Raw genomic sequence first — 16,636 nt, forward strand, 5'->3', positions numbered from 1 at the left:
AAAACATGACAAGGTTTTTGTTCCATTAGAAATAGAGGAGGAAGTTACTTCATGACAGAGCAATTTCTCTTAAGCGTTGAGCATCCGATATTACAGAATCATAAAGCGTTCGGTCAGGAATTGCTGCCAGGTCCTGCTTATATTGATATGATGTATCAAATATTTCGGGAGCATGGTTACGACTATAAGGAGCTGGAGCTACGCAATGTCTCCATTTACAATCCACTAGTTGTGGGTCAAGATTTCGATGTGCTAGTTAGCATTCAGTGCGAAGAAGTGGAAGAAGGACATTGGAAAATTGCTGTGGAGGGACAGGAAAAGCGAGGTCAACTCCTAAGCGATGAGAAAAAGAGGTACATCACGGCTGAAATGCATCGGGTGTGTCCGATTATGTTTGAAGAAACCGTGGATTTACAAAGAGCGAAACAGCAGGCAACCCAAAGTACGTCATTAGAACAAGCCTACGAGCAATTTAGAGCTCTTGGGCTTGTTCATACTGGCTTTATGAAGGCAATAGGAAACAGCTTTCATGCGGAAGCAGGGGTTCTGGTGGATATTTCCTTAGATGGAGAGGCACTTGAAAGCGCAAGTGATGTCATGTTCCATCCCACTTTAATTGATGCGAGCTGCGTTGGAGCTGCAATTCTATTGTCCTCTCTCGTGCATGAGGAAAACCAACTATTTTTACCGATCTTTTTTGAATCGTTTAGAGGTGAAATTCTTGTACAAGAAAGCTGCGTAACGAGGGTGCAAGCATCATCAGTCAAACGGAAAAATGAAGTCCTTAGTATGACGTTAGAGTTGTTCAATCAAGATGGGAAGAAAGTTGCTGAAGTTGCCAATTATACGATGAAAATTGTGCGGAGAGCTGAAGTAAACAATTCAGCCACTCTTGAAAAATCCCAAGCGGAAAAAGGTTTATCGTCGCTGCCATCATCTGGTAGCGACTCCACCCCAAACCTTGATCCGAAAAGTGTGACAGGAACGGAAGCTTTTTTACGCCAATTGCTGGCTACACGATTGGATAAGCCGGAAGAAGAAATCGACTCATACGTTGGTTATTATGAAATGGGATTGGATTCACCTGGCTTATTAGAGGTTGTGAAAGCAATCGAGATCAAAGTAGAAGAATCGCTTCCACCGACGCTATTATTTGAATATACAACTATTGCCGAATTATCTGGGTACCTGATGGAAAAGTACGCATCCCACTTCAACGATCATTACTCGGCGGAAAAGGAGATCGAGCAACGGATTGAGCAATCGCTTCATTTGAATTCCTCGCCGATTTGGCAGGTAAACGAACGAGAAACGACTGCTCACATGAATCAGGAAGCTCAATCGCAAGACAACGAGGGCGATATAGCTATTATAGGTATGGCTGGTCGTTTTCCAAAGTCCAATAACCTTGAAGAATTCTGGGCTAATCTTAAAGCTGGTAAAGATTGCATCAGCGAAGTCCCTCGATCTAGATGGGATTGGAAACAATTCGAAGGGCTTACATCTCCTTCAGGAAAAAGCGTCTCTAAATGGGGAGGCTTTATTGATGATCCAGACTGCTTTGATGCCCAGTTTTTTAGAATCTCGCCACGTGAAGCCGAAATTATGGACCCACAAGAACGTCTGTTTTTAGAGACATGCTGGGAGGCGATAGAGGATGCAGGCTATAAGCCGTCTACCTTAGTTGCTCCAAAGGGCAAAAATAAAAGAAATCACGTGGGTGTATTTGCTGGAGTGATGCATAAAGACTATGCCTTGCTTGGCTCGGAACGAATGTCACAAGGTCAGTTGCTACCGCTTTCACTAAGCCACTCGTATATTGCAAATCGTGTATCCTATTTTTGTAATTTCCATGGTCCGAGCATAGCGATTGATACGTTATGCTCGGCATCGCTTACTGCTGTGCATATGGCTTTAGAAAGCATAAAACGAAAAGAGTGTGAGGTAGCTCTTGCCGGGGGTGTTAATCTATCGTTACATCCTGATAAATATAAGACCTTGGGTATTGCCAATATGCATGCAAGCGATGGATATTGCCGCACTTTTGGCAAAGAAGGGGATGGATATGTTTCTGCGGAGGGAACTGGTGCTGTTCTCTTAAAGCCACTGCGCAAGGCAATCCAAGATGGTGATCACATCTATGCAGTTATTAAAGGTAGCGCGGTCAATCATGTAGGTACTGTAAGTGGAATCACCGTGCCAAGTCCAGTAGCTCAAGCTGACTTGATAGCGACTTGCCTTGAGAAAACAGGAATACATCCCAGAACGATCAGCTATATAGAGGCTCATGGAACGGGAACCTCATTAGGCGATCCAATTGAAATACAAGGCTTGGTGAAAGCGTTCCAGGAGTATACACAAGACCGCCAATATTGCTCGATCGGCTCGGTGAAATCCAATGTTGGGCATGGCGAATCGGCTGCGGGAATTTGTGGCTTGATTAAAGTCGCGTTGCAGCTCCATCACAAAACGCTAGTGCCTTCGCTACATTCAGAAGAAATAAATCCGTTTATTGATTTTACCCAATCTCCGTTTTATGTACAGCATCAAACAAATGAATGGAAACAACCTGTCCACACTGAAAATGGGGTTTCCGTCAGCTACCCTAGACGAGCAGGATTAAGCTCATTTGGGGCATACGGGTCAAATGCACATATCATTCTGGAGGAATTCATCCCGCGTGAGGAACAGCTTTCTTCACTAGCTGGTAAAAATTCCGAAACATTTGTCGTCCCTCTTTCAGCTAAAAATGAAGAGAGACTGCGTGCGTACGCCACAAAACTGCATCGATATCTAGCGGTAGAGCATTCAGCTAAATCTATACAGTCCAATCAGGACATGCAGGCTTTACAAATGGGGCCAATGCTTACAGCCATGCTCAAAAAAATGCTTGCAGACATTATCCAAGTAGAAGAGCACGAAATCGAAAACGAGCAAGAGTGGAACGAATATGGGATTGAGATTGCACATCTTACGAAGGTAAAAGAAGAAATTCTGAAATATTTGCTCATCGACATGGAAGTAAGCGAACTTATCCAGATGGGCTCAATTGCTTCTGTCGTAACTTATCTCATCGATCATCATACAGATAAGCTTATAGCTAGTGGTCTCATACTGTCTGATTCTCCAATAGCTGTCACCAAAAAACAGGAGGAGTTTTTACCAGAAAAAAGAGAAATGAACCTCGTGGATGTAGCTTACACGTTACAGATAGGACGTGAAGCGATGGAGGAAAGGGTAGTATTTGTTGTACAAGATTTGGCTGATCTTATCGGAAAATTAGAAGCATTCAGTGAAAGTAAGCAACCCATGGATCAATGCTGGAGGGGACGCATTCAAAAAAATAAGGAACACGATCGACATCAGGATGCTCACAAGCTTATGCCCGAATGGATAGCACAAGGAAACTACGCACAAATAGCAGAATCATGGGCTAAAGGACTACATGTGGATTGGAATTTGTTCTATGGGGAATGCCAACCTAAGAGAATTGCATTACCAACCTACCCATTTGCTAAAAATCGCTATTGGCTACCAGAGCTTGTAGCTAAATCACAGCCAGCACTACCAGACCAAGTAAGCAGTGCCGTAGTGCAGTCAAATTTGGACAAAAACATAAGTTCAGATTTGATCAACAGTAGCTCGAACCAAAACCCGAACCAAAGCTTACATGCTGAGGATTCATTAGTTGGCACCTTCATGCTTACTCCAGTATGGGATGCGGTGGACGTTCGCGAAGATCATTCCCTGTTTCCAGTTGTTTCAGACCGAATTCTGATGATCGGTGGAGAGGAACAAGCGCGTGATGCACTGAAAGCCATTTATCCCAACATGAAGATGCTAGATATTTCAATAAGTCATTCAATAGAAGAGATTGGGCGAATGCTAAAGGAATACGGTAGCATTGATCATATCCTGTGTGTGGCTTCTCATCGTCAGATTCAATCGATGGAAAACGAGACATATTTGCATGACCAAAAACAGGAGGTTCTCGTATGCTTCCGAATGATTAAGGCGCTCCTTTTGCTTGGCTATGGATCAAAAAATCTAGGTTTGAGCATCATCACCACACAAGCACAGCCTATCTCCAAAAAGGATGCAGTAAATCCGGCCCACGCTAGTATCCATGGATTGATTGGATCATTGGCGAAAGAATATCCGAATTGGAAAATCAGGCTGTTTGATATGGAGGCTGGTCGTGAGTGGCCGTTTGTTTCCATGCTTACATTACCTGTAGAACGTAAAGGGGGAGCATGGGTCTATCGCGATCGTGTGTGGCACCGAATGCAATTAATCCCTTCAGGTAGACCATCTATTCAGGAATCGCAATCAATGTACAGGCAGAAAGGGGTATATGTCGTCATCGGCGGCGCGGGAGGAGTCGGAGAGATATGGAGTGAATACATGATTCACAACTATCAAGCTCAGATCATCTGGATGGGGCGCCGACAGATTAATGATGGAATCCGTACAAAATTAAACAAGCTAGCTCGTATAGGTCCTGCCCCTATCTACATGGCAGCAGACGCATCAGATCGAAAGGCCCTGCAACAAGCATATGCCGAAATCAAACAGAAATTTGGGCAAATACATGGCGTTGTTCACTCGGCAATGGAATTGTTCGAGAAGCGTTTGGATGATATGCAGGAAGACGAATTCAACGCAGCATTATCGGCAAAAATGGATGTCAGTGTACGGATGGCTCAGGTCTTTTCCGAGGAGCCTTTAGATTTTGTTTTGTTCTTCTCATCACTGATTAGCTTCATCAAAAACCCAGAACAGAGCCATTACGCATCAGGTTGTACATTCAAGGATGCGTTTGCTCATCAGCTAGCTTCTGAATGGTCGTGTAGGGTGAGAGTAATGAATTGGGGATTCTGGGCGAATGCTGAGGTCGAGTCTTTGGAGCAGTATCAGATGCTGCATGACATGGGGATTGGTCTTCTTGAGCCTCGGGAAGGTATGCAGGCTTTGGAAATGCTGCTGACAGAGTCTAATCAACAGATGGCGGTGATGAAGACAACCAAGCCGATTCCCGTTGAAAACATGAATCCTAAGGAATACATGTCAATTTTAACAGGAAATACAACATCTAGTGCCGCGCACACACACCTGCTGACACGAATGGATACCTCCAACTCACTAATACAGCAAGTAAAGGCGGAGAAAAGTGAACAGGCTCAGGTTATGAACGAGCTGCTAAGTAAATTGCTGTTTGTCCAGCTGCAAGCGGCGGGCCTATTTACCGAAAAGATTTCTCATATCAACCAAATAAAAGATAGAGCAGGTCTCAATGGAGCGTACGAACGATGGCTTGAAGAAAGCCTTTCCTTACTGATAAATAAAGGATTCCTTCAAAAAGAGGAAGACTTCTATACTATTACGGTATCGCAGGAAATGAATGCTCAAGCCATTTGGAAAGAATGGGAGCTACAAACAAGTTCCTGGCGTGAGGATGCTAATTCACAGGCTCAGGTTGCTTTAGTAGGAACGATGCTTCGAGCCCTGCCAGATATTCTTACTGGATCGGTTCCTGCAACCGATGTTATTTTTCCAAACTCGTCTATGTCGTTAGTAGAGGGCATTTATAAGAATAACGCGATCGCGGATTATTACAATGGCGTTCTGGCGGATGCGGCGGTCGCCTATTTACAGGAGCGACTTGAACAAGAGCCGACCACACAAATCAGCATCTTGGAAATTGGAGCAGGGACAGGGGGAACCAGCGCTACCGTTTTTCAAAAGCTTGCCTCCTATCAATCTCATATAAAAGAATATTGCTATACAGATTTATCTAAGGCATTCTTCATGCACGCTCAGAAAGAATACGGTCCCAAGAACCCTTATGTAACCTACCAGTTATTTAATGTGGAGAAGCCACTATGGGAACAAGATATTCGTTCTGGTGAGTATGATTTGGTCATTGCTGCCAATGTACTTCATGCCACAAAAAACATTCGTCAAACATTACGAAATGCAAAGGCAACATTAAAGAAAAACGGATGGTTATTGATAAATGAAATTAGCGACAATGCTATCTTTACACATGTAACCTTTGGCTTACTAGAGGGCTGGTGGCTGTATGACGATCCTGAAGTACGCATTCCAGGTTGTCCAGGGCTGTATCCTCATACGTGGCAGACGTTGTTAGAGCGGGAAGGATTTGATTCCGTACTCTTTTTCGCACAAGAAAATCATGATCTGGGTCAGCAGATTATTGCGGCAAAAAGTGATGGAATCATTCGGCAGACAAGACGTTCCAAATCTATTGCATCTTCAGATAAAAAGAGCATAGAGGCATTAGAGAGACAACCAGCACACCATTCGAATGCACCTGCTGCTGTGAAAGGTATTGCTGCGAGTTCCACTTCCGCCGATGCTTTTGGAGTAACCGAGCAAATGCTACAGGATCATGTCAGAGAGCTTATTTCAGAGAATCTTGCACAAACCTTAAAGCTTGATATCAAGACGATCGATTTTGATGATTCCTTTGCTGATTACGGTTTGGATTCCATATCCGGTGTGCATCTGATTAACACGCTTAACGAAATGCTGAAAACAGATATGAAAACCACAGTCCTATTTGATTACAGCTCCGTCAATCAGCTTACAAATTATATCTTATCTGATTTTAAAGCTGTTGTTTCAGCATCAATCGGGCAAGAATTCCTACCAACAGATTCAATGGATGCAAAGAGCAAAGATTATCAAGCCATTCCAACAGAAGCTGAAGAAGCAACGGAAACAGATCATTCGGTTCAAAAGGAACCAATTGCGATTATTGGGATGAGCGGGCGGTTTGCAAAATCGAATACGGTTGACGAATTGTGGGAACATCTTGCAAATGGCAAGGATTTAATTGAAGAAGTGACGAGATGGGATTTATCTTCCGTTTCGAACGGAGCCACTCCATATTGCAAGCATGGTAGCTTCCTTGATAACATCGATCAATTCGATCCGCTTTTCTTTAATATATCTGGCTTTGAAGCTACATATATGGACCCACAGCAAAGAATTTTCCTGGAAGAATCTTGGAAAGCATTAGAGAATGCTGGTTATGCTGGGGATGGAATGAACGGACGCCCATGCGGTGTGTACGTAGGATATAACATTGGGGATTATGTACATTTGATCGGTGATGATTCCCCTGCACAAGCCATGTGGGGAAATGCTCCTTCCATTATTCCGGCTCGAATTGCCTATTATTTAAACTTACAAGGTCCAGCAGTAACGGTAGATACGGCTTGCTCCAGTTCCCTTGTGGCCATACACTTGGCGTGCCAAAGCTTGTGGACAAGAGAAACCGAAATGGCATTAGCTGGGGGAGTCTTCGTTCAAACCACACCAGCATTCTATATTAACTCAAATCGAGCAGGGATGTTGTCACCAACGGGCCGTTGTCATACGTTTGACAATCGTGCAGATGGATTTGTTCCAGGGGAAGGGGCAGGAGTGGTTGTCCTTAAACGGTTAAAGGATGCGATTGCAGACGGTGATCACATTTATGGGGTCATTCGAGGTTCCGCTATCAATCAGGACGGAACCACCAATGGGATTACCGCACCTAGTGCAAACTCTCAGGAACGTCTCGAACGATATGTGTATGATACATTTGATGTTCACCCGGAACAAATTCAAATGGTTGAAGCCCACGGTACAGGTACGCGTCTAGGTGACCCGATTGAATTTGAAGCATTGACCCGGGCATTCCGACACTATACAGATCAAAAACAATATTGCTCGATAGGCTCCATCAAGACAAATATTGGACACGTTACAGCAGCGGCAGGGGTTGCAGGGTTGATCAAAATTCTACTGTCGCTTCGACATAAACAAATTCCTCCTTCTCTGCATTATGAGGAAGGAAACACAAATATTCAGTTTGAAGAGAGTCCTTTCTATGTAAACACGAATCTTAGGGAGTGGGAAATTGATGCGAATTCAAAGCGCTGCGCTGTCACAAGCGCCTTCGGATTTAGCGGAACCAATGCCCATATGGTGATTGAAGAGGCACCGCACTCTGTACGAAGTCATCAGCAACAACTAGGTTACCTAGTAGTTTTGTCTGCGCGTAGCTATGAGCAACTGCGTCAGCAAGTGCGTCAATTACTAACACATTGTGAACGTGAACAGCATGTAGATTTGGGAAATATCAGTTATACGTTGTTACTTGGCAGAAAGCACTTGAATCATCGCTTCGCGTGCGTGGTGCGCAATGTGGATGAGTTAATGAAGCTCTTAAGTAAGTGGCTGGATCGAGGCAAAATGGCTCAAGTTTATGTATCGGAGTTATTGGAAAACAAGATTAGAGAACAGCCGTCCTTAAAGCGCTATGGAAACCAATGCATTCAAAATAGCCAGACATGCTTCTCTACAGATGAGTATCTGGAGAATCTGTCTACCGTTGGTGAATTATTTGTGCAGGGCTACACACTTCATTATGAAGGGCTATTTGCAAATGATTTCTATTCCAGAGTTCCATTGCCGACCTATCCTTTTGCCAAAGAACGTTATTGGATAGCAAAAGACAATAAAGCAGGACAGGATGTAATAAATAAGCAAGAGGTAACCTTAGAATCAGCTCTTCATCCCTTGTTACATCGTAATACCTCAGATTTTACAGAGCAAAGATACAGCTCAAGATTTACCGGAGAAGAGTTCTTTGTTACGAATCAGTTCGTAAGTAAGCAGAAAGTGTTACCAGAGGTCATTCATCTGGAAATGGCACGAGCAGGGGTAGTAATGGCGGCTGGAATCGAATATGAAGATGGTACAACGATTTGTCTCAAGGACGTTACGTGGGCTGACCCTGTTGTTCTTGGTACAAAGCCAGAGGATGTTCATCTTGGACTATATCCTCAGGAAAATGGTGATATCGCCTATGAGGTTTATACAGTTGCTCAGCCTGAAAGAAATCAGAGGATGATTCATAGCCAAGGTAAAGCAATTCTAGTTTCGAAAATAGAGGCCCAGACGCTCGATGTGAAAGACTTACTAGTACAGTGTAATCGGGAGGTACTAGTAGGTACACAATTCTATCAGACATTGACAAGTGCAGGATTCAATGATAGAGCCGGATATCCGGGAATCAAAGCACTTTATGCGGGTGACGACCAGATATTGGCTGAGCTGTCCTTATCGCAATCGCTCTCTGATTCAGTTGAGCAATACGTATTGCATCCCGGACAAATAGATGGGGTGCTTCAAGCTGCCATTGGATTATATTCGAATTGGGCAAATACAGCTTTAGAAAATTGTACAGGTAATCAGGTGAAGCTTGGTCTTCCAATCTCTCTTCAAGAATTGGAAGTTTTAGCTCCGTGTGTGTCTCAGATGTGGGCTTGGATTCGAAAAAGTGATATAGCCAGCCTTCAGGAAAATGTACAACAGCTCGATATTGATTTATGTGACCAAAAGGGGAATGTATGCATTAGGCTAAAAGGGATTTCTTCTCGAATCATAGGAATCGAGAACCATTCATTGAAGGATTCCCCATTAGACCGATACGTGTTGCCGACCTCGTCTTTGGGGGAAACTGCTTCTACGAATAATTCGGAAGCCATTTTAGCTAAATCAAATGAACCAATGGAAAAAGGGAAGAACACTGTTTCGACGCTGGACAAGAATAAGCTTCTGAAAAAAGCAAGCAACTATTTCCGACAGATGCTATCGACTTTTATCAAGATGCCCGCTAATCGAATCGACGAGGAAGCTCCGTTAGATAAGTATGGGATCGATTCGATTATGATTGTGCAACTGACAAATGAGCTTGAAAAGGATTTTGGCCCATTATCCAAAACACTGTTCTTCGAGTATCAAAACATGCGTGAAGTAAGTGAATATTTCCTAGAAAACCATCGTGAACGTCTACTGGAGCTTCTCAATGTGGAGGAACATTCACAGGTACATGGATGGAAGATTGTGGAGCCGATCAATTCAGCTAGTCCAGCAAACTCTTCGCTTATCTCAGATGCTTCTACTACATCAACGAATTCCTTAGGCAGTCATTCAAAAGGAAACTGTTTTGCTTCCAGCAGCACGAAACGATATCTGGGGTGTTCGCAGGAGAGTCAGGAAATTGCCATCATTGGAGTATCTGGACAGTATCCAGGAGCATCTAATGTAGAGCAGTTCTGGAACAATCTGCGAAATGGGATAGACAGTATTACTGAGATTCCGCAAGATCGTTGGAATCACAATAAATATTACGATCCGATCAAAGGAAAGCCTGGCAAGAGCTACTGCAAGTGGGGAGGATTTATAGAGAATATAGATCAATTCGATCCTCTCTTTTTCAACATTTCTCCATTGGAAGCAGAAGTAATAGATCCTCAAGATAGACTATTTTTGGAAACGGTTTGGAACTTAATGGAGAGTGTAGGCTATACAAAACATACGATTCAAAACCAGTATGAAGGTAAGGTTGGGGTTTATGTTGGCTCAACATATCAGCATTACCACCTGCTACATTCAGATAAGCTGAAAAATTCGCTTCTCTCTTTGGCTTCATCGAGCTCGATTGCGAACAGGGTATCCCACTTCTTTAATTTCCAAGGGCCTAGCATAGCGGTTGATACGATGTGCTCTTCTTCTGCGATCGCTATCCATATGGCTTGCGAAAGCTTAAGGAAAGGAGAATCTACACTAGCGATTGCCGGGGGCGTTAATTTAACATTGCATCCAGATAAATATGTTGGATTGAGCATGCTTCAAATACTGGGAAGTCATCCAGAGAGCAGAAGCTTTGGTTCTGGTGACGGTTATCTCCCTGCTGAGGGAGTAGGAGCCGTACTGTTAAAACCTCTGTCAAAAGCTATAGAAGACAACGATTCTATTCTAGCTGTGATTAAATCAACTGCGGTTAATCACGGAGGACGTACAAACGGCTACGGAGTTCCGAATCCTAATGCACAAGCAAAACTGATCGAGGATAACTTTAAAAAAGCTGGGATTGATCCGGCGACAATTAGTTACATCGAATCTGCTGCGAATGGGTCTGCTTTGGGAGATCCTATTGAGATCACTGCCTTAGGTAAGATATTTAACAAGACAACCAATGAAAAAACATATCCGATTGGTTCTGTTAAATCAAATATTGGACATGCCGAAGCAGCATCGGGAATTTCTCAACTGACGAAGTTGATTTTACAATTGAAATATCAACAGTTAGTTCCATCTATAAAGGCAGATAATCTCAATCCTAATATTCGTTTTGAAGACACTCCATTCTATGTTCAGCGAGAATTGGAAGAGTGGAAACGTCCTGTGATTCAAACAGGAGCACATGAGAGTGAATTACCACGGCGTGCTATGCTAAGCTCGTTTGGTGCAGGTGGCTCGAATGCCCATATCATTGTGGAGGAATATATTGCTCCACAGCCAAAGGATTCTGTCATCACCATTGAAAATACGCCACAAATGATTGTTTTATCTGCAAAAAATAAAACCAGTTTACAGGCATCGGCTCGCCAGATGCTGCAATTTATCAATGAAGCTGAGCATATTTCTCTTGCAGACCTAGCGCTTACACTGCAAACCGCACGAGAAGCGATGGAAACCCGCTTAGCAATCATCGTCGCAAACCGCGAAGAGCTGGTCAGAGGCTTACAAGAATATCTGTTCTCTACAGAGTCTGATACGGAGGAAGCATTTACTCTACCAATTTATACAGGAGAATTGGGACAGCAGCGTTCAGAGATTACACATTTGTTATCAGGAAAGACTGGAGAAATGTTTTTGCGCGTAATGGTAGCCGAGCTGGATTTAGAAAAGCTTGCGGTATATTGGACAAATGGGGGCGAGATTCCATGGAAGATGATCCACCAAAATCGGGTGGCCCGGACAATCTCCTTACCAACCTATCCATTCCAAAAGCGTCGTTGCTGGATTGGGACAAGACGTGAAACGGAGTCTGTCAAGGATTGTGATTATCAGGTAAACAATTCGCTAGATATTCCAGAAGCTCCTGAGAAATCGATGAAGGAACAGGTGCTCGATATTATTTCTCGTCTTTTAGGAATGGAGCCTTCTGAAGTCCATCTGGATCGGCCACTGCAACAATATGGTATGAACTCGATTCATTTTATCCAATTCCTACAACAGCTCCAGGTACATGTGAATGCTTCTGTTCACCTACTGCAATTGCAGGAATGTAGAACGGTTCAAGAAATCCTAGATATGCTTGCTACGCTATCGAAAAAGGATACAAAGGGTCCTCAGGTGCCTATAGAGACGCTCCTAGCAAAGACTTGGGCTGAGTTTCCTGAATTAGTACGCTTGAATAGAGGCGTACAAGGTCGGCCGGTGTTTTGGATTCATGGTTCTACTGGCGGAGTTGAAGTTTACAAGGAGATTGCCCAATACAGTGAACGTCCATTCTATGGGATTCAAGCCAAAGGCTGGATGAACGACTCATTACCATTACAGGGTATCTATGAAATGGCTGCCTACTACGTTAAGATTATTCGAAGTATACAACCCGAGGGTCCGTATGATCTGGGGGGATATTCACTAGGCGGCCTGCTAGCCTATGAAGTGACGCGCCAGCTTCAGGTAATGGGAGAGAAGGTTGATACCCTAGTAATGCTGGACACGTATTATGACTCAGAAATCCAATCGGCTGAAATCTCAACGAAGTCCAAAAATTTACAAACCATTAACATTGCTTTGGTAGCGGCAAAATCTGCTGAACAGGCTAATCCGATGCATTCCCTCATTCATAGGGATGAATTGAATTGCCTTGCGGATGATGAGACATTTTTGGATCAGCTTATTGAACTTGCTCAAGAAAGAGGAATTCCGGCTCCAAAGGATCAACTCAAGGCACAAATTCAGCAAAATGTAAGGATTCAAAAGGCTTTCGACCTAAAACATTACGCGGCATCTCCGTTAGTAGACCCACATGGAGTAACTTGCTATTATTTCCGAAATAAAAGTGAACTGTTTTTAGGGGAATTAGAGCCTTATTTTGTAACGGAGGAAGATTCCCTCTCTTTGGACCATCGAGCATATTGGCAGGGGTGGATAAGTCAATTGCCTAACCTAAATCTAGTAGATGTGGACTCACCTAACCATATGTTCCTCCTGGCAGAACCACAATCACTACAAGCAATAATTGCTATATGTGAAAAGCTGTACGCTACAGATGACAAGTAATTTTAATGATTACAATCGTTTTTACAATAAATCAGCGACATCAACGCTCGATCTTAGTAAGTTTCATCTATGATGTCGTAAAGAGACCTGTCCTTTTCTGGCGGGTCTCTTTTTTTTTTCAGATTTATTTGGCGGATTCACAAAATTTATTGCTCCAAACGAGCAAAAGAAAAACTAGGAATAGGAGAGGAGAGCAACCCTATCTTTTTTCGAAAGAGAACTTGTGTCTTCATCAGGCTCCTTTTTTTATTGATAAGTGTAACAATATCTGTTTTGCTGGATCAAATAAGTGATTAACAAACAGAAAGGATGTCATACGATGAAAAAACAAGCGCTTTTAGCGGTATGCACACTTACTCTATTGGTACAGACCGTACCATCTTTTTCTGGGGTGATATCATCCGTGTATGCAGCAGAGAATGTTTTACCGGCTACACAAATGAAACTACCATCCCTTACAGAACTAGACAAAAATGTGATTGAAACAATGAAGAAGGCCATGCAATCTATAGCAGAAGGGGTTGAAATTGAATTAGACGAAATTGTTGGGCAAAATCCGAGCTCCTGGGTCGTTAAAGCCAAAGATAATCGAGGCAATATCCTTGTCGATAAAAAAACGGGCGAGGTAAAGCATGTGAATGTCAGATTTTCATTTGAAGAAGTGAAACCCAGCTTACAAGAATCCGTTATGAGAACATTAAAGGGGCTAGATGAAAAACGAACTTTTAAGATTACTAGCGTAGAAAGAACGAAATGGGAGAAGGAGGATGTCTGGTTGTTTCGATCAGATAATGACTCAGCTTCTGTCTTACTTGATGCACTGACAGAACAGGTAATTTCTGCTGGAGCCTCGTATAAGACTGAACAAATTGATCCAAGCAAAGTAAAAATCGCCGAGAAAGCGATAAAAGAGCTGGCCAAAACTCAATCGGTTCAACTTCTACCAACTGCCAGAATCTATACTAGTTCGAAAGAAAGCATCGATAAAGTGTGGTCTTTTGGGGACAGACAGCACGGTTACTCCGTATATGTAGGTGCTAAAACAGGTAAATTGGTGTCAGTATCCTCAAGCAAAGAGGTTGACTATGTCTCCGATGAGGAACGCCAAAAGGTATTTGCAAAACCTTTCTATACCAAAGAAAAAGCGATACTCGCGGCCAGTCCAATGGTAAAAAAGTGGTTTCAATTAGACCTCAAAGGCTACGATGTTTCCGTTCATGATAATGAGTATACTTTTACTAAAAAAGGGATGCCAACGATCAAGGCTAGCATCAATAAGAAAGGAACCTTTTGGACTTTTTCTATTAAACCGGAAAAAGGGTTGATGAACTAAATTGATGATAGATTGTCCATCACTTATAGGGTTACTTCCTGTTTGAGAGAAGGATACAGTATCTACCCGCCAAGTAATCGTTTGGCGGGGATACTACCAATTGTCTTTTTGATCTGATTGTTCCTCGGTAAGTTCAGCACGATCTTGATCAGCGAGCTCTTGCACGAACAGATAAAGAGCGAGTCTTTTCCCTACATTTTGCTACTTCTGACCGAACTCAATTCCTCTGTAAAAAGGTAGTGTCAACACAGGTTTTTCGTCATGTAATCAAATCTTTCTTTGCAGATTTTTGAAACTCTTCTGCCTAAATGAAAAGGATCGAAATCGCACTATATAATAACAATAAAGCCATAACTACGTTACATTGATTTCTATACTTAGATAAGACTGTTTTAAAAATCGAACCAAATACACTCCAACTGAAAGTTCCCATAAAGCCAATAAAAGCTAGAAGCAATGAATTATATAATAAGCTAAGATGTAAAGTGTGATAGGGAATGATAAAAGTTGATATTACGGTTATGCCATATAAAATACCTTTTGGATTCACAAATTGTAAAAGCATACCTGCTAAAAAACTGTTACTTTTATCTCTATCAGTATCTTGATCATGATTTGTACTAGTAATGATTTTGATAGCCAAATATATCATATAGGCGGCACCTAGAATGGACATAATCAATTCAATTTTTGGAATAAAATTTTTAAGCACAAGATTAAAATAACAGCTCATTACGATGATGACGAAAAAACCAGCCCCTACTCCTAAACAAAATCGCAATGTCTGCTTAAAGCCATATTTATTCGCGAATAACATAGCCATAATGTTATTTGGGCCTGGTGTAAAACTAGAAACAAAAGCATACAGCAGCATTGATAAGAAAGGCATATCAGAACCTCCTTTTGTGTTGTATGTTATAATGTACAGAACGAACAATATAACGATTTACTTTTTATTGTACGAAACGAACGTTATCTTGTACAGAAGGATAGGAGTGTTTTTATGGAGGAGATACATCTTATCATTGCAAAAAACGTAAAAGCCTTTCGTGAAAGTAAGAAATTAAGTCTTGAAAGAGTTGCTGAACTAACTGGAGTAAGCAAAACGATGATCGGTCAAATCGAAAGAGGGGAATCGAGCCCTACGATTACAACTATCTGGAAAATCGCAAATGGATTAAAGATTTCTTTTACTTCACTCATAAATAATCCACAACCAGATACTCAAGTTGTTTTGAGAAATGAAATTAAAACATTATCTGAAGACAATGGAAAATATCGAGTCTTTCCCAATTTTTTGTTTGATGATGACAGACGCTTTGAAGTTTACTCAGTCGAGATAGAAAAGGGTGGTTTTCTAAGCTCTGATGCGCATATGGAGGGAACGGAAGAGTTTCTCACTATTTTTGAAGGGGAGCTAACTGTATGTGTAAATAACAATGAGTATACGATTAGAAGTGGTGATTCTATCAGATTTAAGGCAGATAGCCCCCATACCTATCATAATGCAGGAAGGACATTAACCCGATTGAGTATGATTTTGTATTATCCAACTTAATTCCTACTGCTAGGGGTATTTCATCATCTTTAGGCTAAACTTATATAAGTTTTATCTAAGCGGAATTTTTTAAATCACTTTGAAATTTTCTGAAAGGCTTAACAAGGGACTTCTATACACAGAAGTCCCTAATTCTTCTTTAAATTCCCCATTATCCATTCACAATACCTAATAGAAAAAGTTCTTTGAAGGAAGTATCTCTTCTAAGGATTTTTCTATTTTATCCCAAATTCCCCAAATAACTTTCTCTCCATATGATTTTGAAGCAAAATTCTACGTTTTACTTCTAGGAGAATACTATTCCCTCCATATACGTATTAAAGGATTTCTGATTCTTTTCATTAAGCTCCTCAAATTGATAAATTAATTTATCCCAATTATATGTCAAATGCATACAGTTTGGGGATTAGAGGTAGTTTATGTTTTTTTGGCCTCTTTACCTAGAATCTTATTTTGGAACCTTTATACATGAGCAACTCGACAACAAACTTAATCATATTTCTAATTCTGTTACAACTGTCATGTTTTATACGGTTTTTGCCCTTTAAAAGAACTAATTGGAGAAATAGTCCAATCGGACATTATCTCTG

General features: G+C 41.8%; 4 protein-coding genes. 3 read left to right on the top strand and 1 reads right to left on the bottom strand.

Annotation, left to right across the window (positions count from 1 at the left end; translation table 11 throughout):
- Positions 1 to 51 precede the first annotated feature (51 nt).
- Positions 52 to 13,155, top strand: coding sequence for an SDR family NAD(P)-dependent oxidoreductase (locus GOP56_RS04040; protein ID WP_163244582.1), 13,104 nt, complete (start codon positions 52 to 54; stop codon positions 13,153 to 13,155).
- Between the two features lie 319 nt (positions 13,156 to 13,474).
- Positions 13,475 to 14,488, top strand: coding sequence for a hypothetical protein (locus GOP56_RS04045; protein ID WP_163244583.1), 1,014 nt, complete (start codon positions 13,475 to 13,477; stop codon positions 14,486 to 14,488).
- A gap of 304 nt (positions 14,489 to 14,792) precedes the next feature.
- Here the strand turns inward: GOP56_RS04045 and GOP56_RS04050 are convergent, their stop codons facing one another.
- Positions 14,793 to 15,377 (bottom strand): LysE family transporter, encoded by a 585-nt coding sequence (locus GOP56_RS04050; RefSeq protein WP_163244584.1) that lies wholly within the window; start codon positions 15,375 to 15,377, stop codon positions 14,793 to 14,795.
- A 114-nt stretch (positions 15,378 to 15,491) separates the two neighbouring features.
- Here GOP56_RS04050 and GOP56_RS04055 point away from each other — a divergent pair, with 114 nt between their 5' ends.
- Positions 15,492 to 16,046: a helix-turn-helix domain-containing protein gene (locus GOP56_RS04055; protein ID WP_003337418.1), complete on the top strand. Its 555-nt coding sequence runs from the start codon at positions 15,492 to 15,494 to the stop codon at positions 16,044 to 16,046.
- Positions 16,047 to 16,636: the final 590 nt, after the last annotated feature.

This window comes from Brevibacillus sp. 7WMA2 (assembly GCF_010748895.1).
Taxonomy (GTDB): Bacteria; Bacillota; Bacilli; order Brevibacillales; family Brevibacillaceae; genus Brevibacillus_B; species Brevibacillus_B halotolerans.

What these genes read in the sequence shown, in the direction of transcription:
- GOP56_RS04055 (WP_003337418.1), top strand. Translation starts at nt 15,492, where the DNA reads ATGGAGGAGATACATCTTATCATTGCAAAAAACGTAAAAGCCTTTCGT.
- GOP56_RS04040 (WP_163244582.1), top strand. Translation starts at nt 52, where the DNA reads ATGACAGAGCAATTTCTCTTAAGCGTTGAGCATCCGATATTACAGAAT.
- GOP56_RS04045 (WP_163244583.1), top strand. Translation starts at nt 13,475, where the DNA reads ATGAAAAAACAAGCGCTTTTAGCGGTATGCACACTTACTCTATTGGTA.
- GOP56_RS04050 (WP_163244584.1), bottom strand. Translation starts at nt 15,377, where the DNA reads ATGCCTTTCTTATCAATGCTGCTGTATGCTTTTGTTTCTAGTTTTACA.